Genomic DNA, 16,475 nt, shown 5'->3' with positions numbered 1-16,475 from the left:
TTCACCATTAAGTATTAACCATTAAGCATTTAAATATTCTATTAATAAAAAGTAGGGGTTGGTTGATGTCTTGGCATCTGTTTGCGGTATTTTTTGCAAGTACGTTTTTTATTTCAGCGACCCCTGGGCCGAATATGCTGCTGGCATTCCAGTATGGTATGAATTATGGCGTAAAGCGCACCTTATGGACGCTGGCAGGTCTGAGTTTGGGTTTGTTTTTACTGCTACTATCGACACTGCTAGGCTTAGATGTAATCAGTCGCCAATCGCCTTGGGTGCTAACTGTTATCAAAGCTGTGGGTGCCGCCTATTTAATCTATTTGGGCATCAGCTCGTGGCGCGATGCCGGTGATAGTAGTTTGATGAGCGATGCCCGCGAAATGGGCGAGGAGGTCGCGGCTGACTATCCTGATACGATGTCAGCTGTGACTGATAAAACAACGCCGCAGCCACGCTCACTATCTAGTGCAGCAGTCAAAGTATCGCCGAGCAATATGACCTTATTTCGTACCGGTATTTGGGTGTCGCTGTCTAATCCAAAAGCGATCTTGTTTTTTGCCGCGTTTTTCCCTAAATTCATCAATTTTAGTGCGCCGCTATGGCCGCAATATATTTTATTAACGGCAGGGTTGTTCTTAAGCGAGACGATTTGGCAAATCGTTTATACATTGGGCGGTACAAAGCTGGCAAGTTGGCTCGATGTTGGCAATCGTTTAGCGTGGTTAAATCGTGCGTGCGGGGTAATCTTTCTTTTAATTGCCGCGGCGTTATTGGCTGAAGTATTAAATGGTTTTATGGTTTAAAAGACGAATAATATTTAAGATTAATATCAATTACAAAAAAGCCGTTCACTATTTAATAGTAAACGGCTTTTTTATTGATTTATTTTTTCTAAAGACTTAAGCCAATGCTTCGATTAGCTCGCCTTTCACCATATGTGGACTAACAAAATCAGTCACGCGTACGCTGACGATTTTACCGAGTAGCTCATCCATTTTATCAACGTCATAAGGGAACATGACCGTACGCGTATTATCGGCTGTACCGATTAAGCAGTCTGGATGACGATTGGCGATTTGCTCTACCAAGACACGAGTCGTCGTACCGACCATCTCATGGGTTTTAGCGAGCGTTGAGTCGATGATGACTTTTTGGAATTCAGCCAAGCGCGCTTTTTTAGTCTTAAAACTCACATCATCCGGCAACTCTGCCGCTGGCGTGCCTGGACGCTTCGAATAAATAAAGCTATAAGAGTGATCGAAGTTTAACTCTTTTGCTAGATTTAAAGTATCTTGGAAGTCTTGCTCAGTCTCACCGGGGAAGCCAATGATAAAGTCGCTTGATAAGTGAATATCAGGGCGAATGGCTTTAAGCTTATTAATCTGATTGATATAAACATCAATGGTATGGTTACGTTTCATCGCCGCTAAGATAGCGTTTGAGCCACTTTGAACTGGCAAATGCAAATGTGATACCAGCTCTGGCAATTGCGCATAAGCATCGATGATATCATCGGTGAACTCAAGCGGATGACTGGTGGTATAACGAATACGCTCAACACCATCGACGTGCGAGACATAATGCAGCAGTTCTGCGAAACGACAGATACTGCCATCGTCTTTTTCGCCGCGGTAGCCATTGACGTTTTGACCAAGTAGGTTAATCTCGCGCACGCCTTGGGCGGCTAAGCTGTCAATTTCAGCCAATACATCATCAAGCGGACGTGATAATTCTTCACCGCGGGTATAAGGCACGACGCAAAATGAGCAATATTTTGAGCAGCCTTCCATAATAGACACAAAAGCCTTATAACCTTCTACTCTTGGCTCTGGCAGAAAATCAAATTTTTCGATACTTGGAAATGACACATCCACTGTACCGATGCGATTCTTAGGTGAGATTTCACGCTGCTCGTGCGATTGGTCATACAGCTCTGGCAAACGGTGCAAAGTTTGTGGACCAAACACCATATCAACATAAGGCGCGCGTTTTTGGATATTATCGCCTTCTTGTGAGGCGACGCAGCCGCCAACACCGATGACTAAGTCAGGACGTTTTTCTTTCAATTTGCGCCAGCGACCCAATTCTGAAAAGACTTTTTCTTGCGCTTTTTCGCGAATTGAGCAGGTATTCATCAACAGCACATCGGCTTCGTCTATATCGTGGGTGACTTCCATACCATGTGAATCACCAAGTACGTCGAGCATTTTGCCAGAGTCATAGACGTTCATCTGACAGCCTTGGGTGGTAACAAAGACTTTTTTTGGCGCGCCATTGACTGGTGCTTGGGCGATTGGTTTTTGGATAGAGTTTGGCGCTTTGAGTGCCGTAACGGCAGGCGCAGTAACCGTTGTGTCAACAGCAGCGTCATCGATGCGGGGATTAAATACAGTAACACTCATAAGCGAAGTCCATGATTGACTAAAAATATAGCGGGGTAGGCGATTAACTGGTGGCGTATTTTATCACAACCCTGACCCAATGTGAAAAGTTAGCGTACGCTTATCGGGATAATTATGCTAGATTATTTATAATAGTATCAAATGCTTACCTAGTATTATTCAGTAATAAATGCTATTAATTACGATTGTCACTTTTTTAAGCGTCGTAGCACCTCTGTGTTACGCAGGGCTATCCGATTTATTAACGAAAAGTAAAGCTTATGGTTGAATGTGCAACGAGTATAGTATGATGAAAGTAACCATAGCTGCACTATTGTTTAAATGAGCGTTTTAAGTAGGATGAAAACATCATTTAAACCTATCGTTTAAACCTATATTGAAACAATTTATTTAGCCAAATTATTTAGACTTATTATAAAGAGAATTCGTATGACAAAGCCGCAAGTTGCTCAAGGTATTAAGGATAAAAATGCCAAGCGCCAAAATATTACGCCTGACCGCCTGAAAAAAACGGCGCTAAAAAGCAGTGTTTTGGGTTTGGCGACGGCGATGGGTGTCATGGGCTTGTCGCAAGTCGCTTGTGCCGAACTCACTTGGGGTAGTGATAGTAGTTATCCGCAAGAAGGCAAGTATCAGCCAGAAAGCTATAAACCAGACAGCTATCAACCACAAAGCTATCAGCCGGATAACTATCAACCACAGAGTGCGCCGTCAAACAGCAGCTATCAAGCAGATAATGGCGTAGGCTCATTTACAGCGGCGGCGATTGCAGCCGAGCGCGGTGATATCAACGCCCTTTATAATTACGAGCAAGCGATGAGTGGCGGCTTGTTTGCCATGTATCCAACTTATTGGCGCATGAATGTCGATTTGAATTCGCAAAGCCCAGCGGCGGTATCGCAGTTCGTGCGTCAATATCCAGATACGGTAATGGCAGAAAAACTGGCGGCTGACTTTGCGGAAACCAAAGCGGGCTCCAATGATTATGCCGCCGTACGCCAAGTGGCAAATTTGATTACCAATGCTGATGACAGTGAGCGCTGTGCGGTTGCGCTTGGGTTTAATAATGGCGGCGATAGCATGCGTGCTATGGCAGCCAAGCCTGACGTTTGGCTGGCCACCAAAAAGCAGCCAGCTTTGTGTGACCAGTTGGCGCTAGAGATGAATAATAACGCCCTGATTAGCAACCAAGATAGAGTATCACGCCTCAAGCGCATGCTGCGTAAAGGCAAAACGGGCGATATTATGGCGCTGTCTTCACGTCTCGGTACGCCTATTCCTTACTCGTCGTTAAGTGAAATTCAGCTAAATCCATCATCGTTTTTTAGCCGCTTTGCCCGCGAAGCAAACACCCAAACCAATCAATACTTGTATTTATATGCGATGGGCCGCTTGGCAGAAAAATCCTATCGTGAGGCGGCGCTACAATTAGACTTTGATATTAAGCAAGACAATCAGCGCTCAGCGAAGTTGTTAAATGATGACACCCGTCGTTATGCTTATCGTATTCTTGGCGTACAGCGCATGAATCATAATACCGATGACGGCTTTAATGTCGAAGCGGTTGACTGGTTCCGTAATAGCTTAGATGATGACTTTAGCTTTGAAGAAGCCGAATATTATGCCATGGCAGCGATTCGCTTTAGTCGTTGGGATGATGTGGTCGAAGCCATCTCAAAAATGGATGCCGAAACGCAAAAAAACAATCAATGGCAATATTGGCTGGCTCGTGCTTATGAGCAATCAAGTGATGCCAACAAACGCAATACCGCCAAAAAGATGTATCAAAACTTGGCAAAAAGTAATGAGTATTATGGCTTAATGGCAAAGGATAAGGTCGGTCAACGTTTTGATGCCAGTCGCTTAGGTGGTAGTAATTTACCCAATGTCAGTACCGCTGACCGCGCGCGCGTCATGCAAAACCCACACTTTGCACGGGCATTTGCTTTATACAATGCCGATGCCAGTCGCGCCTATGCCAACCGTGAGTGGAACTGGGCGGTGAAAAAAGCGCGTGATAATCGTGATGACAATTTGATTATTGCTGCGGCGCGCCAAGCGTATGATATGGGCTGGCTCGATCGGGCGATTTATGCTGTTGATAATACCGATAGGGTAGACAGCTTGGCTTTATCGCATCCGATGCCGCACCAATCGGCGGTCGTCCGTCACAGTCAGTCGGCGGGTATCGATCCGGCGTGGGCGTATGGCATCATGCGTCAAGAAAGCCGTTTTGTGGCATCAGCACGCTCAAACGTTGGCGCCAGCGGTCTGATGCAGGTCATGCCTGATACGGCAAAATATATTGCGCGTAACTTAGGCGAGACTTATAGCGCCAGCCGTGCCAATAGTGGCGATACCAATATTCGTTATGGTACGTGGTATATGGGTGATATCTTTGGAAAATTGAACAGCCAGCCTGTTTTGGCAACAGCGGGCTATAACGCCGGTCCAAATAATGCCAAACGCTGGCAGCCGACTTATGGCTCACTCGCCGCGGACCAGTATGTCGAGTCTATTGCCTTTCCTGAAACCCGCAATTACGTCAAACATGTGATGGAAAACGCTACTATTTATAGCAGTCTATTAGGTCGTGATCAGCCTATCAGCCAGCGTATGGGAACGGTTCCTGCGGCATTCTAATGCTTTTGTCTTACCCTAAAAAACCACTATCAGCTTGCTGCTAGTGGTTTTTTTATAGGTGTTTCTTTTATAGGTACGGTTTTTATAGATACGGCTTTTATATGCACTTTTCTTATATACATTGCTTTCATATAAAATGCTTTTATAGCGCTGATATATGACGGGTTTTAAATCGCCCTTTTAAAGTCAGTTATTCGCTTTTTAAAAACTGTTTACGTTTTTGCTATAGATTAAAAAAGGCAATTTGCTACCATGACTCTAATTACCGTCTGCGTTTTTCGTTGGTTGATTTTTAGGCTACTGATATTTTAAAAGCAAACTGGCTTAATGCCGAATATAACCAATTCTAGAAGCTATCTTCTTCATTGCTAAATGCTTTAACCTCTTATGATTAAAAAATATTTCAATCTGCCTATATTGTCGCAAGCTAGGCGTCAGTTATGTGTTCAGACAAAGGTGGGCTCGATGTCAAAGACAAGGCTATCGGAGCATTTTAATCAATGCTTGATCAGCAAAAAGTATGAAAGTAAAGGCAATGCTGCTAATGCTACGATAGCTATTACGGCTTTACTTTTGTTGCAGGGTGCCATGGTATTGCCAGCGCAAGCGGCAAGTGCTACCAAAACGGGACAGCGTGTGCTGATGATTGAGATGACGCCAGCGCTGTGCAGCTTACAACCGACGCGCGCGCGTATGCGCCAGTGTTTAGAAGGCTATTCGCTAACCGTTTCGGGTTTAGATATGGGCTATGGCGAGCGCTGCGGGCGTGGTAGTGAGCCACGTTTGACGCCACTACAATTAAAAGTCGTCAATCGTATCATGCCTGATACCACGGTGCGTACCCAAGCATGGCAGCGCTATGGCGTCTGTAGTCCGCTTAGTGCCAGTAATTATTTTCGTCAAATCACTAACTATGCCGGCGACTTAAAACTGCCGAGTGAATTGAATACGGGCAACAGTTATACGGTATTAAAATCGCGTTTTGTGGGACAAATGACCCGCTTAAACAGTGGTATGTCAGCGGATAGCGTTGATTTGATTTGTCAGGCAGGTGCGCGTCGTCAAATGGTATTGACGGACGTCCATGTTTGTTATGAAGGCAGTGCCTTTGGCACTTGTAGCAACGTCGTCGATAACTGTGGCAGTAAATTTATTATCTCAGGCGGCAAGTAAGCAGCAAGTAGGCATTAGTCATAATCAGTAATGAACCACAAAGTATATCCTTTTAGCTTTTCAGTGCGTGACTATTAATTAGGGCGCGATTATCCATAAGCAAAAATGACCATAAGCAAAAACGGCAGTGTTATGTATTTAACGGTAATACAACTTATGTAATCGTATTAAATTCTCTTAAATAATGCTGCTAAAATTCCTATTGAATCTTTTCTTTGATCACATCCAATATCCCTCTAAGACTTTATTTTTATAGCTTTTTATCGCAAGATAAAACATCTGTTCGTATAAAATGTAACAATATAACCAGCATAGTTATCAATCACGTTCGCGCTTTCTCTAGACGGTTAATAGGCTGAGGTGCTACACTAGCTCTCGGTTTATGACTGCTATATTCAGCGAGTAAATCGCTATCTAAAACGATCATCCTCAATCAGAACCATCAATCAGAATCATGAATTATCTAATCTATAATTAGGGAGTATTCAATGTCAATGAAACAGCCTTTACGTGTTGCCGTCACTGGTGCCGCTGGTAATATCAGCTATGCTATGTTATTTCGTATTGCATCTGGTGAGATGCTAGGTAAAGATCAGCCAGTTATTCTGCAATTGCTTGAAATCGCCCCAGCACTTGACGCCCTAAAGGGTGTGGTCATGGAGTTAGAAGACTGTGCATTCCCATTATTGGCCGGTATCGTTCAAACTGATGATGCGACCGTTGCATTCAAAGATGTAGACTATGCTTTGCTAGTCGGTTCACGTCCTCGTGGCCCAGGTATGGAACGTAAAGACTTGCTAGAAGCCAACGCTGCGATTTTCTCAGCCCAAGGTAAAGCATTGAACGACGTTGCAAGCCGTGATGTAAAAGTATTGGTCGTCGGTAACCCTGCCAACACCAACGCGCTTATCGCTCAGCGTAATGCACCAGATTTAGATCCACGTAACTTTACTGCTATGACTCGCTTAGATCATAACCGTGCCATGGCACAGTTGGCTGAGAAAACAGACAGCACTGTTAATGACATCAAAAACATGACTATCTGGGGTAACCACTCATCAACTCAGTATCCAGACCTAACGTCTGCAACTGTAAACGGTAAGCCAGCACTAGATTTAGTCGATCGCGAATGGTACGAAGCTACTTATATCCCAGAGGTACAACAACGCGGTGCAGCGATTATTAAAGCTCGCGGTGCATCATCTGCCGCTTCTGCTGCCAACGCTGCTATTGCACACGTACGTACATGGGCACTAGGTACTGATGAGAATGATTGGGTATCTATGGGCGTTTACTCAAACGGCGAATACGGTATTGCTGAAGGCTTAATCTACTCATTCCCAGTAACCTGCGCTAACGGCGACTGGTCTATCGTAGAAGGCGTTGATGTGTCATCAGATTTCTCAAAAGAGAAAATGGCCGCAACTGAGCAAGAGCTTAGCGAAGAGCGTGATGCAGTAGCACACCTGCTTCCATAAGTAGGCAATCTACTCAAGCTGTTATATAGAATTTAATCTGAAAAGCCCTCTACGATAGAGGGCTTTTTTGTGCCTTGCGTAACCATCAATACAATTGCTAACGTTAGCTAAACGTTGATTAACAGCTATTAGCAGCAAGCTTGCTACAATAAAGTGGCTAATTTAAATAATAAGTACAATCAAATCATTATTAAACTTTTGTCATTAAGGAAAAGACTATGTTGGGTGAACCTGAATACAATATGAATGAATTATTTGCGCAGTTAGGGCTTGATAGCTCGGATGAAGCGATTGACAGTTTTGTCGAAAATAATAAACTGGCAAAAGAAGAGAAGTTAATCGAAGCGGCGGTATGGAATGACAACCAGCGTGCCTTTTTGCAAGAAGAATGGAATAAAGACGCCGCATGGGTAGAAGTTATCGATGATTTAAACGTGCGTATGCATCCTGATGCTTAAAGATAACAATAAAGTATCAACGTAAATAAAAACCCACAAACGTTATTCACGCTGTGGGTTTTTTATACATTACACTTTTATAGGCTCATAACTACTAGTTTAATTCTACTGCTTAGCACGCCATTCGAGTAAATCTATAACATCACTATGAATACCTGCTTTTAAGGCTTCTAAACTCTCGTAATGGCGCTCGCCATGTAAATAATGCAAGAAGCGTACTTGTAAGGTTAAACCGTATAAATCTGCTTGCAGCTTAGGAAAATGTACCTCTAAGCGCCAATCATGCTCTTTATCTACTGACGGCCTAATACCAATATTGGCAGTACCAAATAAACTATGCGGGCGTAAACCTGCAACCCCTGGGTTTTCGCTATCTGTCAGTGCGGTCAAGCCGTTCGGTATGACAGTACCACTATCATCAAGGCTGACGACATCGACAGCAAAGATGCCATGTAGGGCAGGTTTTATGCGTTTTAAGTCGACATTGGCAGTGGGAAAGTCCATGGTACGACCGATTTTATCACCACCAACAACGACGCCTGTCATCGTATAATCGCGACCCAATAAGGCATTAGCCGCATCGATGTCACCGGCCAACAATAGGTTGCGTATACGCGTAGAGCTAATGCGCGCGCCTTTGCCTTTATCGTCGATCACGGTATGCAGATTGGTCACATCTAAGCCATAATCGCGCAAAAACTGACTGTCACCGGTACGATCATGACCAAATTTAAAGTCATCACCCAATACCAATGCTTGTACATTCAAACGCTGCGCTAAGATATCGGCAAATGCCTGCGCTGATAGCGAGCGAAACTCCGCATCAAAGCTTGCGACAATCAAAGTCTCAATGCCATACTCTGCCAGCAAAGCCTGCTTTTCGGCAAGATTGGTGAGGCGGGCAGGCGCGGTAGCTGGCGCAAAAAACTCACGCGGCTGCGGTTCAAATATCATGACTGCCGAGCCAATATTTTGCGCCTTGGCAATATCACGCACGTGCGCAAGCATCGCTTGATGACCCAAATGCACGCCATCAAAATTACCGATAGTCAGCACGCAGGGTGCTAAATCTACTGGGCTAATATTGGCAGACAAAGCGCTTGGCGATGCCATCAGTTGCTCAAGAAAATAGGTGTTCATAAATTTTCAGCTATGATAGATAAGACCGGATAAAAAAGAAAAAACACACCTCTACCAAACATTGATGTGTCTAAAATCAGTCATTATAAAGTAAAATAGCCATACTAACATCCTATAGTCTGCTGATAATCAAACAACCACGCTAACAGCTTAAAAGGTATGGTTTTTATCTGGCTTACCTTGCTCACTTCGTTAATTGCTTCTGCTGACTTCCGCTATATACAGCTAGATTAGATAAAAGGTGCAACGGCTAAGCCTTAAGTATTAGACATTAATGACTAATTAGCCGTTATTTATCACTTATCATTCATTTTTACTATTAATAATCATGGAAACGCTATGCCTGATGCTACCTCTGTCGCTGCTTGTCATGATGCCTCCCATTCGATGGCACCTGTCTTGGCAATTAATAAGCTCAATGAGGGCTTTACGGTACAGCGTGCTAATAAAGAAGATTTACCCGCAATTTTAGCCATTTATAACCAAAGTATCGCCGGTAAGCAAGCAACGGCTAATCTAACGCCCGTCAGTTGTGAAGAGCGTCGGGATTGGTTTGAGGAGCATGTAAATAGTGCCACGCGACCTATTTATATTGTTCGCGCTGTCGAAGAAGCAGAAACTGTAGGCGGTGGAGGTAAGGGGCAAACAGTATCGCCAATCGTCGCTTGGGGCAGCTTTAGCGATTTGTATGCACGACCGGCTTATCATATCAGCACTGAGATTAGTATTTACTTGCATCAGGATTATCATGGTCAAGGCTTGGGTAGCTTATTGACACGCTGGATGCTGACGCAAGCGCCGAGCTTAGGTATTCATAACGTGGTGGCGCTTATCTTTGCGCATAATCAACCAAGCTTAGGATTGTTCCGTAAGCTTGGCTTTGAGCAATGGGGCTATATGCCAAAGGTTTGTGATATGCAGGGGTTTATCGCCGATGTGGTGATGCTTGGTAAAGCGGTGATGGCAGCTAATAATGACAAATAATACAGCTAATAATGCCAAATGAAGAAAATTTAGAGAATAGCAGATAGGTGTTCTATCCTAAAATCTTCCATTTTCCATCTATCTTTTGTAGCTCATAAGTCAAGGGTGCAGGCTCGCTTTGTCCCCTTAGCATCAACTCGCCAGTGATGGTGGCACGGGTTTTATCATCGTTGTATGTAGTATCAGTGAAAGTAACGCCATCAACCGTTTGCTGAAAAGCCGACTGGGTCTTGGCTAGCTCTTCTTCGAAGTTTGCCATATCTACTTCATAATAAGAGGCGGATTTTTTCGCATCGCCATAATACAAGCTGTCTAGAGCTTGTTTAACGCTATCTTCCGGCGTACCGTCTTGGGTCGGATTGGTTACCAAGCTTTTTTGCTTAGCGGCAGCGGTAACTGGATTGATATTATTACTAGCGATCGTGGTTTCATCTTTTGTGCTATCTGCTGCCTGTTTACTATCAGTAGTAGTGCCTGTTACTTCTACTTGGCTCGCGTCGTTCTCAGATGTTTGCGCGACCGCTGTAGCATCTTCATTATTACTGGCAGCAGTCTCAGTTTCACCCTTATCATTATTGCTACAACCACTTAAAAGCAGTCCGGTACTCAAAATGCCAACAGTCAGTATACTTGGTAAGCGTAACAAGGTTGCTGATAACGCTGTTTGTGAAGCTGATGATTTAGTCGTCATATTAGTCCCCAATATTCATTTATTCATTAAACAGTAATTATGGCAACTATCAGCAGCGTTCACTGTCAATTCTCATACTAAGCTTGTTTTGGTTTGGTAAGTTAAAGCCTTGCCTAGTGCTTAATAATTAATCCTTAACCATGTTTTAGCTGGCGCGGACGGAAGCCTGTTGCCAATAGCACAACGCCATAAACCACCGCACCGACGACGCACATAATCAGTAGCGCGACAATACGTTTCCATTGAAAATCATTGGTTGGGAAATAGGGCAGCATGACATAAAGCACAGCAATCATAGAGGCGGTAGAAATTCCAAACTGGCCAAACAATTTTTTCCAATGGCTACCAAAGCGGAAAATATCACGCTTATGCAAGAAGTAATATAACAAGCCCGCGTTCACAAATGCCGCGCCCGTGGTTGCCAATGCCAAGCCACCATGCAACGGCATATCGAAGAAGTAAAATATACCGATAAAAATGACACTAAATACCATATTGGCAAAAACAGAAACAATACCAATTCTGACCGGCGTTCTAGTGTCTTGACGGGCGAAAAAGGCGGGCGCAAAGATTTTAATTAACATAAAACCTAATATGCCGCCCGCCATGCTTTTTAACGCCAAGGAGCTCATTTGTGCATCGCGTAAGGTAAATTCGCCACGTAAAAAAAGCGCCTGCATAAGTACGTCAGAGAGTATAAATAGTGCTGCCGATGCTGGAACACCGACCAAAATAATTAAGCGCGCTGCCCAATCGATGGTCTTTTTAAAGCTAACGTCATCTTTTCGCGCTTCACTTTTCGATAGACTTGGCAAAATGACCGTGCCGATAGCCACGCCAATTAAGCCTAGTGGTAACTCGCTCATACGCTCAGCAGCATAAAGCCAAGAAACCGAACCGCCAATCATTAATGAAGCAAAAATAGTGTTTAATAATAGATTAATCTGTGTGACAGAGACGCCAAAAATAGCCGGCAGCATCAGCTTTAAAATACGGCGAACGCCTTCGTGTTGAAAGTCTATTTTTGGTGCGACCAGCAGTTTTTGCTGCGAGAGCTGTGGCAGTTGTATCAATAGCTGGAGCAAACCTGCGATAGCGACAGAATAACCAAGCGCCATAATAGGGACGTCAAACATAGGCGCAAATACTAGCGCGCCGCCAATCATAGATAGGTTGAGTAACACTGGCGCAAAGGCTGGCGCGGCAAAACGGCCGTAGCTTTGTAAAATACCGCTGGCAAAAGCGGTCATAGAAATAAATAATAAATAAGGAAAGGTCAGGCGTAGCAGCTCAGCGGTGATGGCAAATTTATCTGGCTGGTTAGCAAAGCCTGGGGCAAATAATGTCACCACCCAAGGGGCGATTAAAATCACTACGACCGTTAGCATCGATAACACCAGCAGCAGCGCTCCTGAAGTGCGACTGACTAAAATCTGAACCTGTTGTAGGCTATATTTTTCTTTATATTCTGACAGCACAGGGACAAACGCTTGGCTAAAAGCCCCTTCTGCAAATAGACGGCGCAAAAAGTTGGGTATCTTAAAGGCGACCAAAAAGGCGTCCATCAGACCACCTGCGCCAAACACGCCTAATAACACAATATCACGCACCAAACCTAAAATACGCGACAGCATGGTCATACTACTGACCACCATGGTTGAACGAAATAACCGACTTTTTGCCATGAGAACCTATTCTGCTAATTTGTTTAATGAAGGTTGTGTAGTGATGGTTGTTTACTGATGTAGTGTTGTCAAAAAACTGACGGATTATAGCACTTTCATTGTCCTGATAAATGGATTGAATGGGGAATATAGAATGATAAAAAATCGTTGATAAGTGGCGATAATTTTTTTAATTGTGACAAATAAATTAAAAATTAAATAGTTTTATAGATTTCATTCAAGAGACTAAATAGCTCGGAGCGTTTATCAATCATAGACTTTCTATAGCTAGTAGCATCATTTATTTCAAAAGGTTTACTCGTGTCTTTCACTCGATTGTAAAAATCTTTAATTAAATCGCCATATTCTCTTACTTGAACTGAGGCGTCTTTATAGCCAAATAATAGTAATAGGGATTCCGATTTGGTTAGTTCCTTAAAGCTATCAAAAAATTCATTTTGAGTTACTGACAGCTCATTAGGTTTTTCAATGGAACTATCTAGAATTAATCTTCTTCGCCAATCAGAAGAGAGTGCCCAATACCTCAAAGCGATATGGTTAAAGTTTTCAACTTTTTCTGCGACTTCCTTTAACATCTCAAACTCGCGTTCTACTTTAGCTTTTTTAAGCTCGTTACGATGTTGCGTTGAAGATAATAGAAAAGTAATAACGCCTGCTATCAATGCGCCCAAACCTATCTTCACTGCTGAATCGACCACTTCAATCCAAATCATAATGTTTCCAATCGATGATTAATTATTATTAAAGTTGAGTAAGCCTTTTATTTTAATAGAGCTGCAACTATCTCACGCAACTTTTTCCATTCAAAATAATCACCGGGGTCGGTTTTGCGACCGGGCGCGATATCACTATGACCGGTGAGATGCCTGCGAGTTTTTGGATAAGCGTCATAGATAGCAACGATAACTTTGGCAAGCGCTTCATATTGGGCGGCGCTAAAGGACACAAAATCTGAACCTTCAAGCTCAATGCCAATGCTATAATCATTACATTCAGGGCGACCCAAGTAGCTGGAGCGTCCGGCATGCCACGCGCGTTCGTTAAAATTGACAAACTGGGTAATCGCGCCATTACGCTCTATAAATAAATGCGCTGAAACTTCTGCACCTTTAATGCTTTGAAAATAAGGATGCGCCTCCCAGTCTAATTGATTGGTAAATAAGGCCTTGACGTAATGGATGCCGTCAGTATCGCAAGCTCCAAACTCATTGGGCGGCAAGCTAATATTGTGAATAACAATGGCATCAATCGCGATATTTTCCGGTCGTTTATTATAATTGGGTGACGCAAGCCAAGTCGCAGCTGATAATCGACCGGCATTAATAGTCATTGACGATGCTGTAGACATAATACTCTCTTTTATAATGTGATAATAAATGCGCGGTAAATGCTGATGATTATAAGTTTTTTATCAATAATCGGCGCATTTAACTAAAAAAACAGTCGTTCAAAACATTCGTTCAAAACCATGGTTTAAAGCTGTTGTTAAAAATAGTGATTTATAATATCACTCTGATGATTCGATAGACCTAATAACGCGATACGCGTATGACTCCTACAGTGCGAGATGTTACTCATGTCTATATATTCAAACCTTTTGGCGATAGATTGTACGCCAACAAGCATTGGCAGGCGAGCACGTTTGCCGCTCACCATAGCTGGACTGCTGCTGACCGCACAAGCACAGGCGTTTTTGCCAACGCCGGCATCGCTTGTGACAACAGGGGAGTTGGCGCTGGATACGGCTGATAATAATTCAGCCTCTAAATCACAAAGCACTGAGCCAACATTGATGGCTTATACTGAGCCAAATAATACCATCAAGCCAAGTATTGTCTCAAATACCGCAGTCACTTCTCGGACATCTAACAACCAAAGTGCTAACAATACTAATAGCGATAATGGGGCGAACACCCAACAGCTATTAGCATCATGGCGTGCGCAAGCAAAAACAAAAAACCTTGCCCAACATATAACATGGCGACGCTTATTATATTTCTTTGATGATCAAAAGAATTTAATCGGCAAGAAAAAAGACAGCAGTATCGTTGATGATGCTGCATTTTTCTTAAGTAAAAATGGACAGCATGATTCAGCGGCCGAGCTTGATGCCTTACTGGTTGCCCTTGCTGAAGAAATGGCTACGACCCCAGATAACAGCACTGCTAGTAATAGTGCATCCAATCGTGCGACTAAAAACTCGGGACAAAACTCAGTATTATGCCGTTTTCCAGCGCGCGTACAATGGCTGACCGATACACTCAATATCGACAAGAGCGGTTTGCAAGTTGACTGTCCGGATTTGAATGACTGGATGCAAGAGCTAGCACCTGAGCAGCTGTCTATTATGTTTGCGCAAGAGTACTTAGACAATCCTATTTCAGCCTTTGCTCATACGTTATTACGCATTGATTCTAAAGCCAGCGTGGCCGATCCAAGCCAAATTCATCATGCAGTTGCGCTAAATTATACGGTAGGCGGCGATGCAACCGATAGTTTTTTGGTATATGCCATCAAATCGATGACCGGCGATTATGACAATCTGATTGAAATTGACCCTTATCCAGAGAAGCTGGCGAAGTATCTGCAAGAAGATGAGCGTGATGCGTGGACCTATCAATTGGATTTGACCCCAGCAGAAGTGCAACAGATTATGCTACATGTTTGGGAAACCAAAGATTTGAAGTTGCCGTATTATTTCACCACTGATAACTGTGCGTCTGAGATTTTACGCTTAATTGACGTGGTACGCCCGCAGCAGCATTTATTAAGTCGCCTGCCTTATGCCGTGATTCCTTCAGATGTCGTGCAGTTACTTAATAGCGAAGGCTTACTTGCCAGCACCAACTATACGCCTGCTGATAGCACCTTACGCCAAGCGCAGTTGAACAAGGTTAAAGAGCAGCGTGAGCAATTGGGCTATCATAATAGCGCCAAGCAGACGTTAAATGAGATTAAGTCTGCCCAGTTGAATCCAACCTCGAGCATAGCCGCCGACGGAAAAACGCTATTGCCACGGCGTATTGCAGTAGCGGATAACAATCCTATAGACAGGCATCCGCTGCAACTTGGGTTTATTGGGCTAGGGCAGCGCGGTGATAATAACTATATCGATTTAGGTCTACGGGCAGGTTATCACGATACCCTCGATCGTCCTTCAGGATTTCCGCAGTTCTTTGATTTAGAAGGCGCGGCTGCAACCTTGCGTCTGTATGACACCGATAATGACAAAGCCAATCAGCCAAGTAGTGTGGTCTTGCAAAATGTGACCTTGGTGCGAGGGCGCTCGTTTAATCCGGTTAATTCTGCCAAAAAAGGCAAAACTTGGGGCGCCAGTATTGAAGCGACCCGCGTAAATGACGGCTCGCAGCAAGAGAGCAGCGATCATCTAGTTGGTAGTTTAGGCTATGAGACCGGTTGGTCGTGGGCGTTTGGCACACCTAGCGCGGGCACAGGCGAGATGCCGCCACAGCTATGCTATACGCTTTTGGCAGGTACGGCGCAAGCAGGACGCGGTATCAATAAAGGCTATCGTGTCGGCGCAGGCGTCAATGCCGGTTGCCGTTATCAGATTAACAATCAGTTACGTGCGCACGCTGAATTACAGCTGCCATATTGGTATCATGGCAGCAGCGACGAGTCTAATGCCCGTGGTCATTACTGGCAGCCGATATCGACATTAGGGCTACAATATGATATCGATAAAAAACAAGCGTTACGTATCAATGCCAACTACGAATGGCAAGATCGTATCGATGCTAAAGAAGACATACAGCTGTCGTATAGACGCTATTTTTAGCGCTTGTTATTAAATTATAAAA

13 protein-coding genes are annotated in these 16,475 nt (G+C 43.8%); 7 read left to right on the top strand and 6 right to left on the bottom strand.

Going from position 1 to position 16,475, the window contains the following annotated elements:
- Positions 1–65: 65 nt before the first annotated feature.
- Positions 66–803: a LysE family translocator gene (locus ACP7AA_RS02465; protein WP_201564831.1), complete on the top strand. Its 738-nt coding sequence runs from the start codon at positions 66–68 to the stop codon at positions 801–803.
- Between the two features lie 96 nt (positions 804–899).
- Here ACP7AA_RS02465 and miaB read toward each other — a convergent pair whose 3' ends face one another.
- The gene (gene miaB, locus ACP7AA_RS02460; protein WP_426222542.1) at positions 900–2,402 is read right to left on the bottom strand and encodes a tRNA (N6-isopentenyl adenosine(37)-C2)-methylthiotransferase MiaB; all 1,503 of its coding nucleotides are present in this window, start codon (positions 2,400–2,402) and stop codon (positions 900–902) included.
- A gap of 429 nt (positions 2,403–2,831) precedes the next feature.
- On the opposite strand from miaB, the gene ACP7AA_RS02455 reads away from it, so the two are divergent.
- The 4 genes from ACP7AA_RS02455 to ACP7AA_RS02440 all read left to right on the top strand — a co-directional run bounded on the left by ACP7AA_RS02455 (position 2,832) and on the right by ACP7AA_RS02440 (position 8,154).
- Positions 2,832–5,045: a transglycosylase SLT domain-containing protein gene (locus ACP7AA_RS02455; RefSeq protein WP_426222541.1), complete on the top strand. Its 2,214-nt coding sequence runs from the start codon at positions 2,832–2,834 to the stop codon at positions 5,043–5,045.
- A gap of 465 nt (positions 5,046–5,510) precedes the next feature.
- On the top strand, positions 5,511–6,218 hold the full coding sequence (locus tag ACP7AA_RS02450) for a hypothetical protein (protein ID WP_227673562.1): 708 nt from the start codon (positions 5,511–5,513) through the stop codon (positions 6,216–6,218).
- 488 nt (positions 6,219–6,706) lie between these two features.
- Entirely contained in the window at positions 6,707–7,696 is a 990-nt protein-coding gene (locus ACP7AA_RS02445) for a malate dehydrogenase (RefSeq protein ID WP_183620353.1), read from the top strand.
- 218 nt (positions 7,697–7,914) lie between these two features.
- A complete protein-coding gene (locus ACP7AA_RS02440; RefSeq protein ID WP_183620354.1) occupies positions 7,915–8,154 on the top strand; it encodes a DUF2789 family protein in 240 nt (79 codons plus the stop codon).
- Positions 8,155–8,259: 105 nt separating this feature from the next.
- Here ACP7AA_RS02440 and ribF read toward each other — a convergent pair whose 3' ends face one another.
- The gene (gene ribF / locus ACP7AA_RS02435) at positions 8,260–9,294 is read right to left on the bottom strand and encodes a riboflavin biosynthesis protein RibF (RefSeq protein ID WP_426222540.1); all 1,035 of its coding nucleotides are present in this window, start codon (positions 9,292–9,294) and stop codon (positions 8,260–8,262) included.
- A gap of 339 nt (positions 9,295–9,633) precedes the next feature.
- On the opposite strand from ribF, the gene ACP7AA_RS02430 reads away from it, so the two are divergent.
- Positions 9,634–10,278 carry a GNAT family N-acetyltransferase gene (locus ACP7AA_RS02430; protein WP_426222539.1) on the top strand — a complete coding sequence of 215 codons (645 nt, stop codon included), beginning with the start codon at positions 9,634–9,636 and terminating at the stop codon, positions 10,276–10,278.
- A gap of 52 nt (positions 10,279–10,330) precedes the next feature.
- Here the strand turns inward: ACP7AA_RS02430 and ACP7AA_RS02425 are convergent, their stop codons facing one another.
- The 4 genes from ACP7AA_RS02425 to ampD form a co-directional block, all read right to left on the bottom strand.
- The gene (locus tag ACP7AA_RS02425) at positions 10,331–10,969 is read right to left on the bottom strand and encodes a hypothetical protein (RefSeq protein WP_426222538.1); all 639 of its coding nucleotides are present in this window, start codon (positions 10,967–10,969) and stop codon (positions 10,331–10,333) included.
- Between the two features lie 134 nt (positions 10,970–11,103).
- Positions 11,104–12,654 carry a murein biosynthesis integral membrane protein MurJ gene (gene murJ / locus ACP7AA_RS02420; protein WP_183620362.1) on the bottom strand — a complete coding sequence of 517 codons (1,551 nt, stop codon included), beginning with the start codon at positions 12,652–12,654 and terminating at the stop codon, positions 11,104–11,106.
- A 194-nt stretch (positions 12,655–12,848) separates the two neighbouring features.
- Positions 12,849–13,367, bottom strand: a complete 519-nt coding sequence (locus ACP7AA_RS02415; RefSeq protein ID WP_426222537.1) for a hypothetical protein — start codon at positions 13,365–13,367, stop codon at positions 12,849–12,851.
- Positions 13,368–13,414: 47 nt separating this feature from the next.
- On the bottom strand, positions 13,415–14,002 hold the full coding sequence (ampD, locus tag ACP7AA_RS02410; protein ID WP_426222536.1) for a 1,6-anhydro-N-acetylmuramyl-L-alanine amidase AmpD: 588 nt from the start codon (positions 14,000–14,002) through the stop codon (positions 13,415–13,417).
- 228 nt (positions 14,003–14,230) lie between these two features.
- Here ampD and ACP7AA_RS02405 point away from each other — a divergent pair, with 228 nt between their 5' ends.
- Positions 14,231–16,453, top strand: a complete 2,223-nt coding sequence (locus ACP7AA_RS02405) for a DUF4105 domain-containing protein (protein ID WP_426222535.1) — start codon at positions 14,231–14,233, stop codon at positions 16,451–16,453.
- Positions 16,454–16,475: the final 22 nt, after the last annotated feature.

Origin of the sequence: Psychrobacter sp. DWR1-2-3, assembly GCF_049896465.1 — a bacterium.
GTDB lineage: Bacteria > Pseudomonadota > Gammaproteobacteria > Pseudomonadales > Moraxellaceae > Psychrobacter > Psychrobacter maritimus.
Note: the sequence above shows the minus strand (reverse complement) of the source record. Positions and strands in the feature narration are given on the sequence as shown.

Excerpts from the sequence above, each read along its gene's own strand:
- ACP7AA_RS02445 (WP_183620353.1), top strand. The coding sequence starts at position 6,707 with ATGTCAATGAAACAGCCTTTACGTGTTGCCGTCACTGGTGCCGCTGGT.
- ACP7AA_RS02455 (WP_426222541.1), top strand. The coding sequence starts at position 2,832 with ATGACAAAGCCGCAAGTTGCTCAAGGTATTAAGGATAAAAATGCCAAG.
- ACP7AA_RS02425 (WP_426222538.1), bottom strand. The coding sequence starts at position 10,969 with ATGACGACTAAATCATCAGCTTCACAAACAGCGTTATCAGCAACCTTG.
- murJ (WP_183620362.1), bottom strand. The coding sequence starts at position 12,654 with ATGGCAAAAAGTCGGTTATTTCGTTCAACCATGGTGGTCAGTAGTATG.
- ACP7AA_RS02415 (WP_426222537.1), bottom strand. The coding sequence starts at position 13,367 with ATGATTTGGATTGAAGTGGTCGATTCAGCAGTGAAGATAGGTTTGGGC.
- ACP7AA_RS02430 (WP_426222539.1), top strand. The coding sequence starts at position 9,634 with ATGCCTGATGCTACCTCTGTCGCTGCTTGTCATGATGCCTCCCATTCG.
- ampD (WP_426222536.1), bottom strand. The coding sequence starts at position 14,002 with ATGTCTACAGCATCGTCAATGACTATTAATGCCGGTCGATTATCAGCT.
- miaB (WP_426222542.1), bottom strand. The coding sequence starts at position 2,402 with ATGAGTGTTACTGTATTTAATCCCCGCATCGATGACGCTGCTGTTGAC.
- ACP7AA_RS02450 (WP_227673562.1), top strand. The coding sequence starts at position 5,511 with ATGTCAAAGACAAGGCTATCGGAGCATTTTAATCAATGCTTGATCAGC.
- ACP7AA_RS02465 (WP_201564831.1), top strand. The coding sequence starts at position 66 with ATGTCTTGGCATCTGTTTGCGGTATTTTTTGCAAGTACGTTTTTTATT.
- ACP7AA_RS02405 (WP_426222535.1), top strand. The coding sequence starts at position 14,231 with ATGTCTATATATTCAAACCTTTTGGCGATAGATTGTACGCCAACAAGC.
- ACP7AA_RS02440 (WP_183620354.1), top strand. The coding sequence starts at position 7,915 with ATGTTGGGTGAACCTGAATACAATATGAATGAATTATTTGCGCAGTTA.
- ribF (WP_426222540.1), bottom strand. The coding sequence starts at position 9,294 with ATGAACACCTATTTTCTTGAGCAACTGATGGCATCGCCAAGCGCTTTG.